Raw genomic sequence first — 19,086 nt, 5'->3', positions numbered from 1 at the left:
CCAGTGGTATGATCGGTGTGTAAATAAATTTAGATTTAGTATAAATATAATGAGTAGGAGGGAACTGTATATGTATAAATCCGTTATCATAGGCACCGGCCCCGGGGGGCTGACCGCCGCGATTTATTTGGCAAGAGCGGGTCTGGCGCCACTCGTCATCGAGGGACCGGAGCCGGGAGGACAGTTGACGACAACGACGGAGGTTGAAAATTTTCCGGGCTTTCCTGACGGCATCATGGGGCCCGAGCTGATGGACAATATGCGAAAGCAAGCGCAGCGGTTCGGCGCCCGTTTTCAAACCGGCTGGGTCAACGAAGTCGACTTCTCCAAGCGGCCGTATACGCTTCAGGTGGAGGGCATCGGGGAAGTGCAAGCGGAGTCGGTCATTATTTCCACCGGGGCGTCGGCCAAATATATCGGCATTCCGGGGGAGAAAGAAAATGTCGGCCGCGGCGTGAGCACCTGTGCGACATGCGACGGATTTTTCTTCCGCAATAAGAAGATCATCGTCGTCGGAGGCGGCGATTCGGCCATGGAGGAAGCGAATTATTTGACACGGTTTGCTTCCGAAGTGGTGCTCGTTCATCGGCGCAGCGAGCTTCGCGCTTCGAAGATCATGCAGGATCGGGCTCGCAACAATGATAAAATCAGCTGGAGCCTGAATCGGACGCCGCTGGAAGTGGTGGCCGGGGAACGGGGCGTGACCGGCCTGAAGTTGAGAAACAACGAGACCGGTGAAGAGGAAATCATCGAGACGGACGGCCTGTTCGTGGCGATCGGCCACACGCCGAACACCCGGTTTCTCGGCGGCCAGCTGACGACGGACGATTACGGTTATCTTCTCGTAAAGCCCGGCACGACCGAAACGAACATTCCCGGTGTTTTCGCTTGCGGAGACGTGCAGGACAGCCGTTACCGGCAGGCGATCAGCGCAGCGGGAACCGGATGCATGGCGGCGCTCGACTGCGAGAAGTTTTTGGACGAAGTGGAAGCGGCCCAAGTTACGGTGTAACCAATTCTCATAAAAAGGCGGGATGACCAATGAGTACGACGATGATTCAAGCATTGAATGGGCAAATTGCCAACTGGACGGTATTGTATGTGAAGCTGCACAATTACCACTGGTATGTCAAAGGTAATCAATTTTTTACGCTGCATCAAAAATTTGAAGAACTGTATAACGAAGCGGCGCTTCATATCGATGCATTGGCGGAGCGGGTGCTGGCGCTCCGCGGCATGCCTGTCGCGACGATGCGCGAAGCACTGGAGCTGGCGTCCGTTGCCGAGGCGGCCGGGAACGAAGACGCGAATGCGATGGTAGCGACGACGGTGCAAGATTTCGAGCGGCTGCTGGCCGAGCTGAAAGAAGGAATGGCGTTGGCTGACAAAGAAGGGGACGAGACAACCGGAGACATGTTCCTGGCGATCTATTCATCTCTTGAGAAACATACTTGGATGCTGTCGGCATTTCTCGGCTAACATACCTATTTTTGTCGCCCGCGATTGACAATATTCAGAATATTCCATATTATAGTGACAAGTGAAAAAGCCGTGTGTGACTGGCGGAACATGGGGAACCATGGGGGAGCACGCGGAATCCAAGTGCCGAACGCCTGGGCGAGTACTTTATCGAAAGATGAAGTGCTCTTTTTTGTTTTTACTTAAACAATAAAAACGGGAGTGATGGTATGGAAAACGCGGTTCGCTATCTTACGAAGTACGATCAGGAGGTCGGCGCACTGGTATCGGCCGAAACGCAGCGGCAGCGCCGTACGCTCAGCTTGATTCCTTCGGAAAATTACAGCTCCAAGGCGGTGCAGCTTGCGCTAGCCACTTCTTACACGAACAAATATGCCGAAGGCTATCCGTATTTATGGTCGAACGGCAGTCGTGAGGAGCAGCAGAGCGGCCGGTATTACCGGGGGCAGGAGCATACGAACGAATTGGAGCTCCTTGCCATCAGGCGCGCGCTGCAGCTGTTCACGCCTAATCCTGGCGATTACCACGCCAACGTCCAGCCGCTGAGCGGCGCGCCGGCCAATCTCGCGGTATTGAGCGCCTTTTTAAAGCCGGGCGATACGTTTCTCGGGCTGGCGCTTGATTACGGCGGACATTTGACGCACGGGCACAACGTGAATATTACCGGGCATTATTACAATGCCGTGCAGTATCGTCTGAACGAAAGCTATGAGCTCGATTATGAAGAAATTCGCCGCCTGGCGAAGCAGCATTCGCCCAAGCTGATTATTTGCGGCGCGACGGCCTATCCGCTGCAAATCAGCTTCCGGCAATTGGGAGCAATCGCCCGGGAAACCGGTGCGCTGTTGGTGGCGGATATTGCCCATATCTGCGGCCTGTGCGTAACGGGCTATCATGAGCACCCGTTTCCCCATGCGGACATTGTGACGACAACAACGCATAAAATTCTTCGCGGCCCGCGCGCCGGTCTGATTGTTTGCAAGAAACCGTACGGCGCCGCGATCGACCGGGCTGTATTCCCCGGATTACAAGGCGGGCCGCACATGAATACGATTGCGGCAATGGCGGTTGCATTGAAAGAAGCGATGAGCCCGGACTATAAGCTGTATGCAGGTCAAGTGGTGCGCAACGCGAAACTGCTGTCGGAGATGCTCAAGGCGGAAGGCTTCAAACTGATGGGCGGCCGAACGGACAATCATTTGCTGCTGCTGGATGTCGTCGGCTCCGCTAACGGTCTTAGCGCGAAGAATGGAAACTGGCTGGCGAAGCGATGGGAGACGGCGGGCATCGTAGCGAACAAAAACGCCATCCCCGGCGATACGAAGCCGTGGTATCCGTCAGGGGTGCGGCTGGGGACACCGGCGATTACGACGATCGGGATGAAAGATCAGGATATGGCGAATGTGGCGGAATGGATCATCCGAGCGACCCGTCATGCGGAGAATGAAGCCGAATTGCAGCGCGTTCGCGATGAAATCGAGCAATTCATGGGGCGGTTTCCTTCGGAACCATTTTACGTATAAACCCGGATTTGATCGGATATCGCCATGCAGACACTAAATTCATAAACGGCTGGAATATGGATACGTTATAAAATAAATAGAAAGCGTTCAATGCGGATTACGTCCGGAATGTAAAAAAAACCTCTATCGAGGCGCCTTCAAACTTGCGCGTCTGCGATAGAGGTTCGTGTTATATCAGGAAATGACCATTTGCTGTTCCTCGCGTTGCTATCCCGCTTTCTTGACGGCTGCGGATTCATGAACGGCGGCACCGGCGTCCTGCTTGCGTCCAACATTGAACACGAGGTTCAATACGATCGCCGTAATGCTGCCGGCAACAATGCCGTTGTCAGTCAAAATTTGCACCATTTGCGGCAGTCGGTCGAACAGCTGCGGAACAACCGTTACGCCGAGACCCATGCCGACGGAGCAAGCGATGATCAGCAAATTCTCGTGCCGGTTGAGGTCTACTTGCGAGCCGAGCATCCGGATGCCCGAGGATACGACCATGCCGAACATGGCGATCGAAGCGCCGCCGAGCACCGGTGCGGGAATGATCGTCGTCATGGCCGCTACTTTCGGGATCAAGCCGAGGACGACCAAGATGCCGCCTGCCGTAATAATGACGTCGCGGGTTTTCACGTTGCTCATTTGCAGCAGTCCCACGTTCTGCGAGTACGTCGTATAAGGGAACGCATTGAACAAACCGCCGAGGACGATGGCTAGTCCCTCCGCACGGTAGCCGCGGGCCAAATCTTCCGAGCGGATGTCACGGTCGACCATTTTGCCGAGGGCGAAGAAGACGCCCGTCGATTCGACCAAGCTGACAACCGCTACGAGAACCATCGTGATGATGGCGGAAGCGTTAAACGTCGGTGCGCCGAAGTAGAACGGCTGAACCATATGAAACCAGGAAGCTTCGCCAACGGAAGCGAACGATACTTTGCCCATGAAGGCTGCGATGATCGTACCGATGATCAGGCCGAGAAGTATCGAGATCGCCCGCCAAAAGCCGGTGAACAACCGGTTCATGACAATGATGAGGGCGAGTACGCCGAAAGCGAGCAGCAAATTCGACGGAGCGCCGAAATCCGGGCTGCCTTGCCCGCCGCCCATGTCGTTGAGCGATACGGGAATTAACGTCACCCCGATGATCGTAACGACGGTGCCTGTAACGACCGGAGGGAAAAAGCGGATCAGCTTGCCGAACAATCCGGCAAAAATAACGACGAATATACCGGCGACGATAATCGCACCGTAGACGGCCGAAATGCCGTATTCGCCGCCGATGGCGATCATCGGGCCGACGGCGGTAAACGTACAGCCGAGAATGACCGGCAAGCCGATGCCGAAGAAACGGTTCGTCCATACTTGAAGCAGCGTGGCGATGCCGCAAGTAAGCAGGTCGATCGAAACGAGATAGCCGAGCTGCTGCGGAGTCAGCTTGAGCGCGCCGCCTACGATCAGCGGCACGATGACGGCTCCTGCATACATGGCGAGCACATGCTGCAAGCCGAGGGAAAAGCGGCGTAAAGGCGGTTGATTTGGAGCGGACATGGGAAAGTTCCTTTCACATTATATTTTTTCCGTTAGACGGGTTGATGCTGCCGTTCGTCCGCAAAGACGATGCGCCCTTTGCCTAGTGAAGCGATGCGAGCCAGCGATTCTACACGGTAGCCCGCGGCCGCCAGCTTGTCGCCGCCGGGTTGAAACGCTTTTTCAATGACGATGCCGATGCCCGATACGACCGCGCCCGCTTGCTCAATGATGCGCGCCAATCCGAAGGCTGCTTCGCCGTTCGCGAGGAAATCGTCGACGATCAGAATGCGTTCTCCCGCGAAAAGAAACTTTTTGGATACGCTGACTTCGCTTTCTTCCTGTTTGGTGAAGGAGTATACTTTCTCGGTGTACAGATCTTCGCGGAGCGTCAGCGATTTTCTTTTTCTTGCGTAAATGACCGGGACCTTCAGCTCCAGCGCCGTCATCACCGCCGGGGCGATGCCGGACGACTCGATGGTCAATACTTTCGTGATGCGTTCCGCATGGAATCTTGCCGCAAATTCTTTGCCTATTTCGGCCATCAGGACCGGATCGACCTGGTGGTTCAGAAAAGCGTCTACTTTCAATACTTGATCGCTGAGCGCGATCCCTTCTTGTATGATCTTGTCTTGTAAAAGCTTCACGTGGGCCTCCTGAGCAGGGTAAAAGTGGGTAACAAAACAAAAAAACTCGAAGAACCGGCTCCGGATAGCGGAGAGATACTTCGAGTGATACACAGACATTGAGCCGATGCGGCGCAGCAAAAATCGCCCGCCGTGGCGTTGTATCACTCGTAGTCCGGCCATTCCGGTGGCCGGGTAGAGACGAGCAGGCCGATTCCTGCTTTTATACGAGCATGGACTTATTCTGAATAGCATTATATACGAAGCAAGTCAAATGCGCCATATAAAATTCGTGACAATTCGACACGAAAAAGACGAGCATCGAGGAATGCCCGTCTTTCACGCGTTGTAACAATATGTATCATGCGGCGGATAACTGAAGGCGGTCTTGCACCTTTACAACGAACTCGACTTATTTTGCGAGACGGATTGCTTCTGAGTTTTGGAGTCGCCGACATTTTTGAACACGTTCACGAGAAATACAATGACGGCAACCGTGACCAGAACGCCGCCGACGGCAATGACCGGCTCCGTATTTCCCCCGCCGCTGACCAGAATGATAAGTCCGATCATCATGATGGGAAGACCGATGTTATGTAACCAGAAATGCGTTTTGCCAAGCTTCGATTCGGCCGCCTTCGGGAACGAGTGATACACGAATCCTGTAAGCGCTAACGATACCCAACCCAATAAATTAATGTGCGCATGTACCGAGGCGAACTCAAATTTATGCGCGATGGACATGAACATGCCGAACAAGACGCCGATCACAAAATAAACGGATGCAATCTTAATTAATTTAACTCCCAACGATATTCACCTCCTTTGTTCATCATGACTTTATGACGATTTTAGCACGAATATTTCAGATATGGTTCGAAATGTATCATTAAATAAAATTTATAAATAAATATTTTTTTTTGATAATATAACAAAAATTTGATTGTAGTATGACGGGCTGTCCCCGGCCGTTCCATAGGGCGTTTTAGCGTCGTTGCTTTCACAGGTGCGCATTATTTGCTATAGTAATATCATTGTTACTGCAATCGATTACTATCATAAAAGGATCGTGCCATTGCTTATGAAAAAACGCGTAACTATCCATGATATCGCCCGGATCGCCGGCGTGTCTTCCGCTACCGTCTCGCGAGTGCTCAGCAAGAGCAGCTACCCGGTAAGCAGCGAGCTGAGGCAAAAAATAGAACAGCTGGCCGAGGAGTACGATTACATTCCGAACATGGTCGGAAAACAGCTGAAGACGCATACGAACACGACGATCGGGGTCATCGTTCCGACGATCAGCAATCCGTTTTATTCCTCGGTCGTCCTCGGCATTGAAGAAGTGGCGCGTCGAAATAATTATCATGTTTTTTTGTGCAACTCGTTGCAAAACCCGAAGCAGGAAGACGAGTATTTGGAAAAGCTGTTCGAGAATCAGGTAAAAGGGGTCATCATTTCATCGATCTCGTTCAATCGCAAGTTAATGGCCCGGCTCATCAAGCTGGGACTGAAGGTGATCGCCATCGATCAGCCGATCGACCTACCGGATATCCTCCAGATCAAGTTCGATTACCGCAAGGGCGGCTACATGGCGACCAAATATTTGGCGGATCAAGGTCACCGCCGTATCGCTTACGTTACCGCGCCAATGGATCGGCCGAGCCGGCAGAGCATTTTTGAAGGCTACCGCGACGCGCTTCTGGAATCGGGCATAGCCGTGGAGGACGGGCTGGTAAAAGTATCGGAGCCGACGGAAGGCGACGAGACGAGAGGCGAGTTCGAGAACGGCAAGCTGCTTACGCGGCAGCTGCTGGAGCTGAGCGAACTGCCGACGGCCATCTTCGCTTGCAACGACATGACCGCCTTCGGCGTGATCAGCGAGCTGTCGGCGCACGGAGTGAAAATACCGGAGCACATTTCCGTCATCGGATTCGACAATATCGATTTCAGCCAAATGATCGCGCCGCCGCTGACAACGATCAATCAGCCGAGCTACGAGATGGGGAAGCTGGCGTACAGCATGCTGATGGAGCTGATGAAAGGCGGGCAAGCGGAGATGGACATCGTCTTGCAGCCGAAACTCGTCGAACGCAGCACCGTAGCGGCGATCAAGTAAAGCATAAGGGTTCAGCGTAGAAAGGAGACGCGGAACCCTTATGTTCGGCATATGCCAATCCCAAATGTGTTACGGCTCTGCGAGGCGCGGCCAAGTCTGAGCGGCAATCGGGCTGGCAAGAGCGGGATTTCCCGGTTCGCACGGTCCGGATTCTCCGCACCGCCGCGAAGCTCCTGGTCTTGGAATGGCTGTGCGCGGCCAAATGACGAGGGTACAGGCAGGTTTACATTTTTTTAAAATTTTATGATGACAAATCGGTGATCGATGTGCTATCCTGCAGATAGAAATCGATTACTATACTTCATGAGAAAGGACTGAAGGCATGAAAAGCTATGCAATCGTTGGGGCCGGCGTGCGGGCGCTCAGCATGTTTGCCCGCCCGCTCGTTTCCGAGCTGGGGGCGTTCGCCAAGCTTGTCGGCATCTGCGACGTCAACTTGAAGCGGGCCGAGACGATGAGCCGTCTATGCGGCGGCAGCGGAATCGCCGTATTCGACGACTTCGACAACATGCTGAAGTCGACACAGCCGGATACGATCATCGTGACGACGATCGACCGCAATCATCACGAGTTCATCATCCGCGCGCTCGAAGCGGGCTGCGACGTCATTTCGGAGAAGCCGCTGACGATCGATGCCGACAAAATGAACGCGATATTCGCGGCGGAGAAGAAGACGGGACGCAGCGTTACCGTGACGTTCAACTGCCGGTTTATCCCGTACATGGTGCGAATCAAGGAGCTTCTCGCATCCGGAGTCGTCGGCGATATCCACAACGTCCATTTCGAATGGTTTTTGGACACGAAGCACGGCGCGGACTATTTCCGCAGATGGCACCGCCGCATGAGCAACAGCGGGGGCTTATTGGTACACAAGTCGACGCATCATTTCGACCTCGTCAACTGGTGGCTGGACGACGTGCCGGAGACGGTGCACGGCTTCGGCGATCTGCGGTTTTATGGACGGAACGGAGCGCATTCCGGCGAACGATGTCAATCATGCGAACATCGCCATACATGCGACTTTTACTATGACATTACGGCCAATGAAACGATCAAGCAGCTGTATTTCCAGGCCGAAGCGGAGGACGGGTATATTCGCGATCAATGTGTCTTTGCAAAAGAAATCGATATCTATGATACGATGACCGTCCAGGCCAAGTACGAGAAAGGCGCTTCGCTCTCCTATTCTTTGACGACGTATAACCCGATGGAAGGCTGGAGAATCGCTTTCGTCGGCAGCAAGGGCAGGATGGAAGCGGAAGACTTCGCCAGCGGTCCTTTCTCGGGGACGTCTCACAACACGATTCGTCTATTTGACCGCAAGGGAGACCTGACAACGGTTCAAGTCCGCAAAGCGGGCGGCGGACACGGCGGCGGGGACGAGCGGCTGCGCCGCATGATTTTCGCCGGCGATCTGGAAGATCCGCTCGGCCAGCAAGCTGGATCGTGGGAAGGCGCGATGTCGCTTCTGATCGGAGCGGCCGCGAATGTGTCGATCGCCGAGAAGAAACCGGTCGTTATTCGCGAGCTGCTGCAGACCAAACCAACGCTAATTCACTAAAGGACACTTAAGGAGGCTATTACACAATGGAAGTAAAAGTGCTGAACACCTCGGACGAACTCGGAAAGGCGGCGGCTGCGCACGCGGCGGAAGTGCTGCGCGCCGCGATCAAGGAACGCGGCAGAGCGCGGCTTACGCTGTCCACGGGAGCGTCGCAGCTCGATTTTTTGAAGCATTTCGTTCAAGCGGATGTAGACTGGAGCAAGGTGGAGATGTTTCATCTCGATGAGTACGTCGATTTGCCGGAGACGCACCCGGCCAGCTTCCGCAAATATTTGAAGGAACGGTTTCTCGCCCATGCTACGGTCGGCCGCTACGAATTGGTGAACGGCGAAGGCGATATTCGCCGCAACATCGAGCAGTTGAACGCCCGCTTGAACGAAGCGCCGGTTGATCTTGCCTTGATCGGCATCGGGGAAAACGCGCATGTCGCTTTTAACGATCCGCCGGCCGATTTTGACACCGAGGAGCCGTATCTGGTCGTCGATCTCGCCGAGTCCTGCAAACGGCAGCAGGTGGGCGAAGGCTGGTTCCGTTCGATCGAGGAAGTCCCGAAGCAGGCGATTACGATGAGCATCCGGCAAATTTTGAAAAGCGCCGTTATCATCTCGTGCGTTCCGTACCAGGTGAAAGCGAACGCGATCAAGCTTACGCAGGAGAATGAGGTGACGAACCAAATTCCTTCCACGATTTTGAAAACCCATCCGCAATGGACGTTGTATCTCGACAAGGATTCGGTGTCTGCGGTGGATTCAGGCCGTTTAACGGTGTAATCGAAACATTCGGTTTACAAAAGAAATCGATTACTATATTGTTTTACAAATTTGCGGAAGGAGGAATGGATTTGGCGAAGAAGGGCTGGACGGTCCTGCTGGCAGCTGTCATGCTGCTCTCCCCTTGCGCCATGATTGGCTGTACTGCCGCCAAGGCGGGCGCCGGATCTGCATCGGATCAATCGAATATCGGCGTTTACTTGGCCGGAGACTCCACCGTGGCGAGCTATTCTCCCGACAGAGCTCCGCTTGCCGGTTGGGGACAAAAGCTGCAATCGTTTTTTACAAGCGGCGTACAGGTTCATAATTACGCGGCATCGGGCAGAAGCTCCAAAAGCTTTATCGACGAAGGGCGATTGCAGCCGATTCTTGACCAATTGAAGGCGGGCGACTTTTTTTTCATACAATTCGGCCATAACGACGAGAAGACGAAGGACCCTAACGTCGGTACGGACCCGTATACGACTTATATATCGTATCTTAGCCAGTATATCGACGGCGCACGTTTGAAGGGGGCGATCCCTGTGTTGGTTACTCCCATGCAGCGCGGCAGCTTTGATGCGAAAGGGAGGCTCAAGCAGACGCATGGCGACTACCCGGCAGCGATGATCCAGTTAGGCGCGGAAAAAAATGTTCCCGTGATTCGCTTGCATGAGAAGTCCAAAGGTTTGTTTGAACGGTTGGGCGAAAAGGCGACCCAAAAGCTGTTCATGATGCTGGAGCCCGGGGAATACCCGAATTATCCGGACGGTTCCGTCGATCTGACCCATTTCAACGAATACGGGGCGTCGGAGATGGCCCGGTTGGTCGTACAAGGCGTGCTGGGGTCCGGCCTATCCCTTTCCTCGCTGATCCGTGACGTAACTCCCGCCGCGGGGCAAATGGAGTAAAAACGTCATCTTCGACAATGAAGCATCACTCCGCGCAACGACGGGTTTATCCATTTCATTGATTGACGGCAAAGGGAGGTAGCCGGGAATGGTACAACGGAATCCAAGCATCGCGTTCGCGCTCAAAAACGCATTCCTTATCGGGCTGTTGATAAGCGGCGCTATAATTTCGTTAACGGCTTGTCGACAAGCGTCTTCCCTTGAATCGAAATCGGCGGCAAGCGGCGCAGCGCAGACAAATTCACCCGTGATCGTAAAGGCGGAAACGGCCGGGGCGAACATCGTCGAAATAACATTCAGCGAAAAGCTGAATCCGTTCGTTGCGGAGGATCTGAAGCTCGTCGCCGCCACCGGGTCCTGGTACGAGCTGAATCCGAAGCTCACCCGATTCCTTGCGGTGGAGAACGTGCAGACCCGTACGAACGACCGGAATCAGACCGTCGCGGTATTCACGGTCAAGGACCGATTCAATCCAGACGGGTCGCTGGTCGTGCAGGAAAGCCGCGACCCGAAAAAGGTCAAACTGCTGACCGCCAAATACTACACGGGCATCAGGGAGGCTGACGTGAAGCAGGCCGACAATCTGCTGACCTGGCAGATGGAACATGGCGGATGGTACAAAAACATGCAGGAAGCGTACGCCCGTCCGTGGAACGGAACGGAAAAGCGCAGCGATCTGATGACGAAATCCGGGGTGGAGATCGGCGAGATCGATAACGGCGCGACTACGAACGAGATGATATTCCTGTCGATCATGTACGACCAAACGAAAGACGACAAATATAAACAAGCCGTGCAAAAGGCGGTTGGCTTTTTGCTGAAGATGCAGTATGAAAGCGGAGGCTGGCCTCAAGTGTATCCGGCCAGAGGCAACTATTCCGACGAGGTTACTTTTAATGATTACGCCATGACGCGGGTCATGGAAGTGCTGCGCCTCGTTGCAGAGGCGAAATATCCGTTCGATACGGATATCGTCGACGGAACGGTGCGAAGCAAAGTCGGTGCTGCGCTTGAACGGGGGCTCGATTTTATCGTGAAGTCGCAAATCGTTGCCGACGGCAAGCTCACCGGCTGGTGCGGGCAGCACGATCCGGTAACGTATGAGCCTCGGCAAGGCCGGCCTTACGAGCATCCTTCCATCTACAGCGCGGAAACCGCGGCGGTCGTCACCTACCTAATGTCGCTGCCGAATCCGCCCGAGAACGTGGCGAAAGCGGTGCAAGGGGCGTTGACCTGGCTGGAGGAGGCGCGCGTGAAAGGTAAGAAGTACGATACGAAGACGCCGACGGGCTCGAATTTCGTTGCGGATGCGAACAGCTCGACCTGGTACCGGTTTTACGAGATCGGGACGAACCTTCCCGTGTTTTCCGGGCGAGACGGTGTGATCAAGCACAATCTGCCGGACATTGAGGACGAACGGAGAAACGGCTACAGCTGGGGCGGAACGTGGCCAGCGGCGCTGCTGCAGACGGCCGGAACGACCGGATATTACGAAAACCGGGCATACGTAAGAATCGTCGGCAGCCAGTCGCTTTCCGAATCGAACGAACCGCTGTCGTCCGGGCAACTGGTCAAGATTGCCGGAGTCTTTGCGCAACCATAGTCTGAAACCCAACATCTGATGTCGAGTCTGCGATGAAATTGAGCAATGATAAATATAAGGGGAGGCAACCGCATTGAAAACAAAACGTTTGGTCGTCCTTACCGGTGCAGCACTCTTGTCATTTGTTACGGCATGTCAATCGGGCGGCGGGGACAAGGTAGCGGAGAAGCCGAAGGAGAGCGTCGATTTATCCAAACCGGCCGAGCTCACTTTCTTTATGATGGCAGGCGACTCGGAGGAAGGCTTCAACGAACGAATCGGAAATCCGATCCGCAAAAAGTTCCCTCACTATACGATTAAATATATTCGCAGCCAGCAAGGCACGACGCTGCCCGAATTGATCACCGCAGGGCAAGTCATCGATATCTACTTCGACTCGATCGGCAATTTCTCGGACGGCTTGTTGAAATATCAGATGGAATACGACATGACCGATCTGATGAAAAAAAGCGGCGTCGATGTCAACCGGTATGAACCTACGCTGATCGATGCGATGAAGCAAATTTCCGGCGGGAAAATGTACGGCTTGCCCGTATACAATAGCAATCTGGTACTCTTTTACAATAAAGCGATATTCGATAAATTCGGTGTACCGTATCCGAAGGACGGCATGACCTGGGACGAAACGCTCGCTTTGGCGGGCAAACTGACGCGCACGGAAGACGGCAAGCAGTATCTTGGCTTGACCGTATCGCCTACCCATTTGTTCCGAATGAATCAATTCTCCTTGCCTTATGTCGAACCGGGTAAAGATACACCGACCGTCAATCGGGACCCGTGGAAAAAACTGCTGCAGAAGACGATCATCGAGCCGGCGGCGGATGAAGGATACAAAGCGAAAATCATCGAGCTGAAAAACAAGCTGCCGTACCGGGAAGCCTTGCTGAAGGAACAATACATGGCCATGTTCGTATTTTTGTCTTCAATGCCCTTTACCGTACCGGATGAAATCGCCCCACTGAATTGGGATATGGTTTCGCTGCCTACGTTCAGCGAAATGCCCGGCATCGGCTCGCAAGCGTATCCGACCTATTTCAGCGTGACGGCAATGAGCAAAAATAAGGAAGCCGCCATGGAGGTCATCAAATTTCTGGGCTCGGACGAATACCAGACGGAAATGGCCCGCAAAGGAACGATGCCGGTGCTGAACAATGAATCGATCAAGAAGCTGCTCGGTCAGGATACGCAGTTCAAAGACAAAAATTTCAACGCCGTCTTCCACAACAAGTTTGCGCCGATTTCTCCCAAAACGATCTATGACGTCAGCATCGAGAAAATTTTGACGAACAAGCTTGTCCCGTTGGCGAAGCAGGAGATCGACATCAATACGGCGCTGCGCACGGCCGAAGACGAAGCGAACAAGAGCATCATGGAGTTAAAACTGAAGTAGCCCGGCCGGAATGAACCGGGAAACGCAGAGCAGAAGAAAGCGAGGAGCCGTATGACTTTCAAGGTAGTGGTCGCAGGTGCGGGCCATAATGCGGCAGGCCATGTGAAGGCGATGAAGGAGCTGCCGGAACGGCTGAGGCTTGCCGCGGTTGCAGATATCCGGACCGACCGCGCGGAAGGGCTGGCGGGAGCGACGGCCGGCATGAACGCATATGCGGATTATCGCGAAATGGTGCTGCGGGAGAAGCCGGATATCGCCGTCATTACGCTGCCGCATCATTTGCATAAGGAAGCGGCGGTATTTTGCGCCGAAGCAGGCTGTCATGTGCTGCTGGAGAAGCCGATGGCGCTGACTGTGGAGCAGTGCGACGAGATGATGGCAGCCGTGCGGCGTAGTAACGTTCGGCTCATGGTCGGCCATACGCAGCATTTCATTGCGGAGAACATGCTGGCAAAAAAAATCATCGCAGACGAAGCGTACCGCTTGGGAAAGCTCGTCATGATGAATGATACGCGCCATACCGCTTACTACACAGCGGAACGGCCCGCCTGGTTTCTTGACAAGCAGCGCTCGGGAGGCGGCATCCTGTTTAATCTGGGATCGCATTCCGTCGATCGGATCATGTGGCTCGGCAGCGCGAAGATCGCTAAGGTTCGGGCATTGATGAGCCACTACGGATCGGTAGGCGATGTGGAAGGCAGCGGAGTCGTGTTCCTTGAGAATGAGTCGGGCGTCCCTTCCACCTTAGCACAATCCGGTTACGGCGGCGTGCAGAGGAACGAACTTGAGCTTGTTTTCACGGAAGCGATGATGAAGATCGTTCCGGGCCAAGGCGTCTGGATCAGCCGCAACGGCCGGTACGAGCAAATCCCCGTTCCGCGCGAAGCGGCTCCCTTTGTTTTGCAATACCGCGAGCTGCTGGCAAGCATCGAACAGGAGCGCGAGCCGGATTGCTCGATGGCTTATTCCAGAGACATCATTGCGGTACTGGAGGGAATATATCGCTCGCACGAGCTGAAATCGGAAGTGGCTATTTCCTATGGGGGAGCGTGATCGTATCATGAGCCGGTATGATTGGATCGAGGGACGACATTACCGTACGGGTGAACCGATTGCCGTGAAAATCGAAGACGGGGGCGTTGCGCAAATTCGCGTATCCGAGCGCCGCGAAGCGGAGCTGGCCTGGCTTGCGCCGGGCTTGACCGATTTGCAAATTAACGGATTCCGCGGCCGCGACTTCAACACGCTGCCGTTTGACGAAGCGATGGTTCGCGACGTCACAAGGGACCTTTGGTCGGAGGGCGTAACATCGTATTACCCGACGGTTATTACCAATGCGCCCGAAGCGATCCGGGAGGCCGTGGCCACGATTGCAAGGGCTTGCAGGCGGCATGCCGAAGCGGACCGCTGCATTGCCGGCATCCACGTCGAGGGGCCGTTCATTTCGCCGGAGGACGGACCTCGCGGCGCGCATGACCAAACGTTCGTACGCCCGCCGGAGTGGGAGCTATTCCGGCGCTGGCAGGAAGCGGCCGAAGGCCGCATCAAAATTATCACCGTATCTCCGGAATGGCCGGAAGCGCCCGGGTTTATCGAGAAATGCGCCGCAAGCGGCGTGGCGGTATCGATCGGCCATACGAAAGCATCGGCGGAGCAAATTCGTGAAGCCGTGCGCGCCGGCGCCCGCATGTCCACTCATCTCGGCAATGGCGCGCATCCCGTGCTGCCGAGGCACCCGAATTACATCTGGGATCAGCTGGCCGCAGACGCCTTGTCCGCCTGCCTGATCGCGGACGGGTTTCATCTGCCGCCTGCCTTTATCCAGGTGGCACTGCGGGCCAAGGGCGACAAAGCGATGCTCGTCAGCGACGCCGTATCGCTAAGCGGCATGCCGCCGGGATCCTATGAGACCAATATCGGCGGCAAGGTCGTCAAGTCTCCGGAGGGCAAGCTGTACTTGGCAGAACAGCCGGCCATTCTTGCCGGTTCCGCGCAAATGCTGCTGTGGGGGATTGAACGGCTTGTCGCCGGCGGCCTGTGCAGCTTGCCCGACGCTTGGGACATGGCGTCGATTCGCCCCGCCTCCTTCATGGGCTTGCCGCAAGCCGGAGGACTGGCCGAAGGCGCTCCGGCCGATCTGGTGCTTTTCCGCCGCGACGGGGATCGTGTCCAACTCGTACAGACGTACAAGAATGGCGAAGCATTGCTTTGAAATGAACGTATATATAAATAATGGCGGCCAGGTTAGGGCCATCCGTAAAGCGCTCTCGTTCATGATGAACCGGAGCGCTTTTTTTGTACTTTGCAAGAAGCGTTCGGTTAAGTAAAAAGCTTCGATTCAGAAGTTTCTCTTACAGGTCTAGGCCCGCTGCTATGCAGTTTGGGAATACCAATTATTTATTGGGGCAGAGCTATTATTTTCATTCGAAAATATAAAGAAATTGATTGTAACAGGCCAAACCAAATAATTCGGAGGGGGATTGCTCTGAATAGTTCGGTTTGGCCTATTATTGGCCTATAAACTATCATTTCATCGGAAAACAATTGCCTCAGACCCACTATTAGTTCATTTTGCCTCGGACCACTATTCGTTCATTTTCCGCTACTGAGCCGCGAGCATATCACTGTAGTTAATAAACACGAGCGGAGAAATACAGAGCAGAGCACAGCAGATAACTAAGGATTCATGGAGAAAATCGTCGTCGATGCGTGGGTTAGCACGCGGTAATCTTCCGCCGTTTTTTTTCTTAGCCGGACATTATGGGCGAACGGTTAAACCCGGTTCATTTCCCTGAATTTGGCTGGCGTCATCTTCATTTGGTTTTTGAACACGCGGTTTAAGTAAAACCCGTTCTGGTAGCCGATGCTTTCGGCAATTTGCTCCAACGTCAAATTCGTCTCGGTCAGAAGCGTCGTAGCCTTCTTTAACCGGAGCGACGTAAGGTAATGGATCGGCGTGACGCCGAAATCGCCTTTAAATTTTTGCGTCAACCGTACAGGACTCAGGTTGAGCTCGCTGGCGATTTGTTTCAGGTCCAGCTTTTGGAAGGCATATTTTTGGATAAGAAGAGCTGCTTTTTCCATGAGCGGGTCGGCATTGCGGCCGGCAGTCTGTTCCAGGTCGGCCATCCACGATTCTTCGCCGGATTCGCAGCTATATTTCAACCAAATATCGCGCAAGTAATGATTTTGAATCCGTATTTTCCGGTCATGATCCAGCGCCTCTGCCTGCTTCATAACCGCGTAGTCGGCGGTAAGGCGAGCCGTGTCCCGGATGCTTATTATGCCGTTTGGCAGCTCTCGCAGTTCATCGGCAGTGGGTTCGCTGGGCAAAATCCATTCCCAACTGAGCCGAAGGAAGAAAAACGTGAGCGGCGTTACGACGACACGGCGAAACGTCAAATGCGGCGGACAGATGAACAGATCGCCTAGCGTTGCCGTTCCCGACTTCCCGTCGAGCTCATAATAGAATGATCCGTCTTCTACCGCAATGACGATCCATTCGGTGTAAGTGTCTTCGTAGAATTTGAATTTTTCTTTGCGCTTCCAATAATAAGAGGAATGCAGACGAGGAAAGAAGTCGCTTGATGCATACGCTTTCATTTTCGTTCGTCCTTTCGCACAGATCGTGAAGACTCTGTTTAATTTTGTATATAGTGTAGCTTAAAAAATGGCATTTCAACAGAGGGACAGTTCCGATAGGATAAAAATAAAGATGATCATGAAGGAGGAGCTGGAGTGAGTAACGAGATAATATGCAGCAGAACCAAGCTTCAAACGCAAGTATTCATCGCAGGAGGCGGGATGACCGGCGTGGCGGCTGCGCTGGCTGCAGCCAGAAACGGAGCGGCCGTTATTTTATGTCAAGACCGTCCCGTATTGGGAGGGAACGCGTCTTCGGAAATCCGCATGCATATTTGCGGAGCCTCGCCGAGAGGCAAGGAGCTGCAGACCGAAGCGAGGGAGAGCGGGATTATCGAAGAAATTGCCTTGGAATGCGCGGTCCGCAATCCGCAGCGAAGCGCCAGCATGCTGGACCTTATTTTATATGAGAAATGCCGGGCCGAGCCGAATCTGACGCTCATGCTCAATACGACCGTCGTCGGGGTGAACATGGACGGCGACCGGATCGCAGGGGTGTATGCCAATCGGGAAAGCACGGAAGATCATTTCGAAATCGAGGCGGATATTTTTGCCGATTGCACGGGCGACGGCAGGCTTGGCTTTGAGGCCGGCGCGCGGTATACGACAGGAAGGGAAGCGGCCGAGGAATACGGCGAGTCTGCGGCCGAGGCGATTCGGGATGCGTACCGGCTGGGATCTTCCTTGCTGTTCACGGCCAAAAATATGGGCAAACCGATGCCTTTTACCGCTCCGCCGTGGGCTCGCAAGTTTAGCGAAGAGGACCTGAAGTTTCGCGGACACCGGTCCTGGGAATACGGCTATTGGTGGATTGAATTCGGCGGTATGCTGGATACGATCAAGGATAACGAAGCGATCCGTGACGAGCTGCTGTCGATATTGATGGGCGTCTGGGATCATATCAAAAACAGCGGACACCACCCGGAGTCGGAAAACTGGGCGCTGGATTGGTTCGGCTTTTTGCCGGGCAAGCGGGAATCGCGCCGGTTTATCGGGCATCATGTGCTGACACAGAACGACCTGGAGAAGGCGGTCGATTTTGACGACGTGATCGCCTACGGCGGCTGGTCGATGGATACGCATCCGCCCGGCGGCATCGATGCGAAAGATACGCATCCGTGCAACCAGCCATATACGCCTTACATGTACGGCGTTCCACTGCGCTCGTTAATTAGCGCGAATATCGCCAACCTGATGTTTGCGGGCAGGAACATGTCGGCTACGCACATCGCTTTCTCCAGCACGCGGGTAATGGCGACCTGCGCCGTCATCGGCGAAGGGCTCGGCACGTTCGCCGCAACCGCAGTGACTGGCGGGAAGCCGCTGCAAGAGGCATGGCGCGACCGAGAGATGGTGCAGCTGGCGCAGCAACAGCTGCTCAGGCAGGGCGCCTACTTGCCCGGACGGCTGCTCGCCGACCGCAACCTGGCTGCCGAAGCGCAAATTACCGCCTCTTCCGAGCAGGAGGGCGGCGAGGCGTCGCAAATCGTCGACCGCCATACCCGCACCGTGCATGGACCGCGCGGCGTTCGGCCTGAGCTAACGGAGCCCGGCCTTCACCGCTGGATGTCCGCACCGGCGGATGAGAAGCCGTGGCTGGAGCTGCGCTGGGATCGTCCGGTAGCTATCCGCAAAATAACGTTAGTGCTGGATACCGGGCTTCACCGCCAGTTGATGCTATCGCATCAGGATTCCGTGTACGAGAAAGTGGTGTGGGGGCCTCAGCCGGAGACGCTCAAGGAATTCAAGCTGCTCGCGGACACGGGAGGGACGGTCACCGAAGTGGCCCATATACGGAATAACTACAGGCGTCAGCTGGAGTTCGAAGTAACGCTTACGGATGTATCCCGATTGCGTCTGGAGGTCATCGCGACGAACGGTCTGGATCATGCGAGAATCATAGAAATTCGTTGTGAATAAAATAGAAAATCCAAAGCCGTCCGGCTTTGGTACAGGATTTTGAAAACG

At 54.4% G+C, this 19,086-nt stretch carries 16 protein-coding genes and 2 riboswitches; of the genes, 12 read left to right on the top strand and 4 right to left on the bottom strand.

Annotated features, from left to right (window positions below; genetic code table 11):
* Positions 1-70: 70 nt before the first annotated feature.
* From trxB to ACFQI7_RS07895, 3 genes are all read left to right on the top strand, one after another.
* Complete coding sequence (gene trxB, locus ACFQI7_RS07905) at positions 71-1,012, top strand: thioredoxin-disulfide reductase (protein ID WP_218098744.1); 942 nt, start codon at positions 71-73, stop codon at positions 1,010-1,012.
* Between the two features lie 29 nt (positions 1,013-1,041).
* Positions 1,042-1,479 carry a Dps family protein gene (locus ACFQI7_RS07900; protein WP_218098743.1) on the top strand — a complete coding sequence of 146 codons (438 nt, stop codon included), beginning with the start codon at positions 1,042-1,044 and terminating at the stop codon, positions 1,477-1,479.
* Between the two features lie 66 nt (positions 1,480-1,545).
* Positions 1,546-1,626, top strand: a riboswitch (ZMP/ZTP riboswitch).
* Positions 1,627-1,688: 62 nt separating this feature from the next.
* Positions 1,689-3,002 carry a serine hydroxymethyltransferase gene (locus ACFQI7_RS07895; protein WP_218098742.1) on the top strand — a complete coding sequence of 438 codons (1,314 nt, stop codon included), beginning with the start codon at positions 1,689-1,691 and terminating at the stop codon, positions 3,000-3,002.
* A 207-nt stretch (positions 3,003-3,209) separates the two neighbouring features.
* Here ACFQI7_RS07895 and ACFQI7_RS07890 read toward each other — a convergent pair whose 3' ends face one another.
* From ACFQI7_RS07890 to ACFQI7_RS07880, 3 genes are all read right to left on the bottom strand, one after another.
* Entirely contained in the window at positions 3,210-4,538 is a 1,329-nt protein-coding gene (locus tag ACFQI7_RS07890) for a nucleobase:cation symporter-2 family protein (protein WP_218098741.1), read from the bottom strand.
* A 32-nt stretch (positions 4,539-4,570) separates the two neighbouring features.
* Positions 4,571-5,164, bottom strand: coding sequence for a xanthine phosphoribosyltransferase (locus ACFQI7_RS07885; protein WP_218098740.1), 594 nt, complete (start codon positions 5,162-5,164; stop codon positions 4,571-4,573).
* A 130-nt stretch (positions 5,165-5,294) separates the two neighbouring features.
* Positions 5,295-5,394, bottom strand: a riboswitch (purine riboswitch).
* 145 nt (positions 5,395-5,539) lie between these two features.
* Entirely contained in the window at positions 5,540-5,953 is a 414-nt protein-coding gene (locus ACFQI7_RS07880; RefSeq protein WP_218098739.1) for a cbb3-type cytochrome c oxidase subunit I, read from the bottom strand.
* A gap of 271 nt (positions 5,954-6,224) precedes the next feature.
* On the opposite strand from ACFQI7_RS07880, the gene ACFQI7_RS07875 reads away from it, so the two are divergent.
* The 8 genes from ACFQI7_RS07875 to ACFQI7_RS07840 all read left to right on the top strand — a co-directional run bounded on the left by ACFQI7_RS07875 (position 6,225) and on the right by ACFQI7_RS07840 (position 15,688).
* Entirely contained in the window at positions 6,225-7,259 is a 1,035-nt protein-coding gene (locus tag ACFQI7_RS07875; RefSeq protein ID WP_218098738.1) for a LacI family DNA-binding transcriptional regulator, read from the top strand.
* Positions 7,260-7,581: 322 nt separating this feature from the next.
* Positions 7,582-8,820: a Gfo/Idh/MocA family protein gene (locus tag ACFQI7_RS07870; protein ID WP_218098737.1), complete on the top strand. Its 1,239-nt coding sequence runs from the start codon at positions 7,582-7,584 to the stop codon at positions 8,818-8,820.
* Between the two features lie 26 nt (positions 8,821-8,846).
* Positions 8,847-9,593 (top strand): 6-phosphogluconolactonase, encoded by a 747-nt coding sequence (locus ACFQI7_RS07865; RefSeq protein ID WP_218098736.1) that lies wholly within the window; start codon positions 8,847-8,849, stop codon positions 9,591-9,593.
* Between the two features lie 71 nt (positions 9,594-9,664).
* Positions 9,665-10,483, top strand: coding sequence for a rhamnogalacturonan acetylesterase (locus tag ACFQI7_RS07860; RefSeq protein ID WP_230414890.1), 819 nt, complete (start codon positions 9,665-9,667; stop codon positions 10,481-10,483).
* Positions 10,484-10,571: 88 nt separating this feature from the next.
* Complete coding sequence (pelA, locus tag ACFQI7_RS07855; RefSeq protein WP_218098735.1) at positions 10,572-12,086, top strand: pectate lyase; 1,515 nt, start codon at positions 10,572-10,574, stop codon at positions 12,084-12,086.
* 73 nt (positions 12,087-12,159) lie between these two features.
* Complete coding sequence (locus ACFQI7_RS07850; protein ID WP_218098734.1) at positions 12,160-13,476, top strand: ABC transporter substrate-binding protein; 1,317 nt, start codon at positions 12,160-12,162, stop codon at positions 13,474-13,476.
* Between the two features lie 51 nt (positions 13,477-13,527).
* On the top strand, positions 13,528-14,529 hold the full coding sequence (locus ACFQI7_RS07845; protein WP_218098733.1) for a Gfo/Idh/MocA family protein: 1,002 nt from the start codon (positions 13,528-13,530) through the stop codon (positions 14,527-14,529).
* Between the two features lie 7 nt (positions 14,530-14,536).
* Positions 14,537-15,688, top strand: a complete 1,152-nt coding sequence (locus ACFQI7_RS07840) for an N-acetylglucosamine-6-phosphate deacetylase (protein ID WP_218098732.1) — start codon at positions 14,537-14,539, stop codon at positions 15,686-15,688.
* Between the two features lie 560 nt (positions 15,689-16,248).
* Here the strand turns inward: ACFQI7_RS07840 and ACFQI7_RS07835 are convergent.
* Positions 16,249-17,079, bottom strand: coding sequence for a helix-turn-helix domain-containing protein (locus ACFQI7_RS07835; RefSeq protein WP_218098731.1), 831 nt, complete (start codon positions 17,077-17,079; stop codon positions 16,249-16,251).
* A gap of 135 nt (positions 17,080-17,214) precedes the next feature.
* On the opposite strand from ACFQI7_RS07835, the gene ACFQI7_RS07830 reads away from it, so the two are divergent.
* Entirely contained in the window at positions 17,215-19,038 is a 1,824-nt protein-coding gene (locus ACFQI7_RS07830) for an FAD-dependent oxidoreductase (protein ID WP_218098730.1), read from the top strand.
* Positions 19,039-19,086: the final 48 nt, after the last annotated feature.

Origin of the sequence: Paenibacillus allorhizosphaerae (genome assembly GCF_042659105.1) — a bacterium.
Taxonomy (GTDB): Bacteria; Bacillota; Bacilli; order Paenibacillales; family NBRC-103111; genus Paenibacillus_G; species Paenibacillus_G allorhizosphaerae.
The sequence above is the reverse complement of the archived record's forward strand: the minus strand, read 5'-3'. Positions and strand labels throughout refer to the sequence as shown.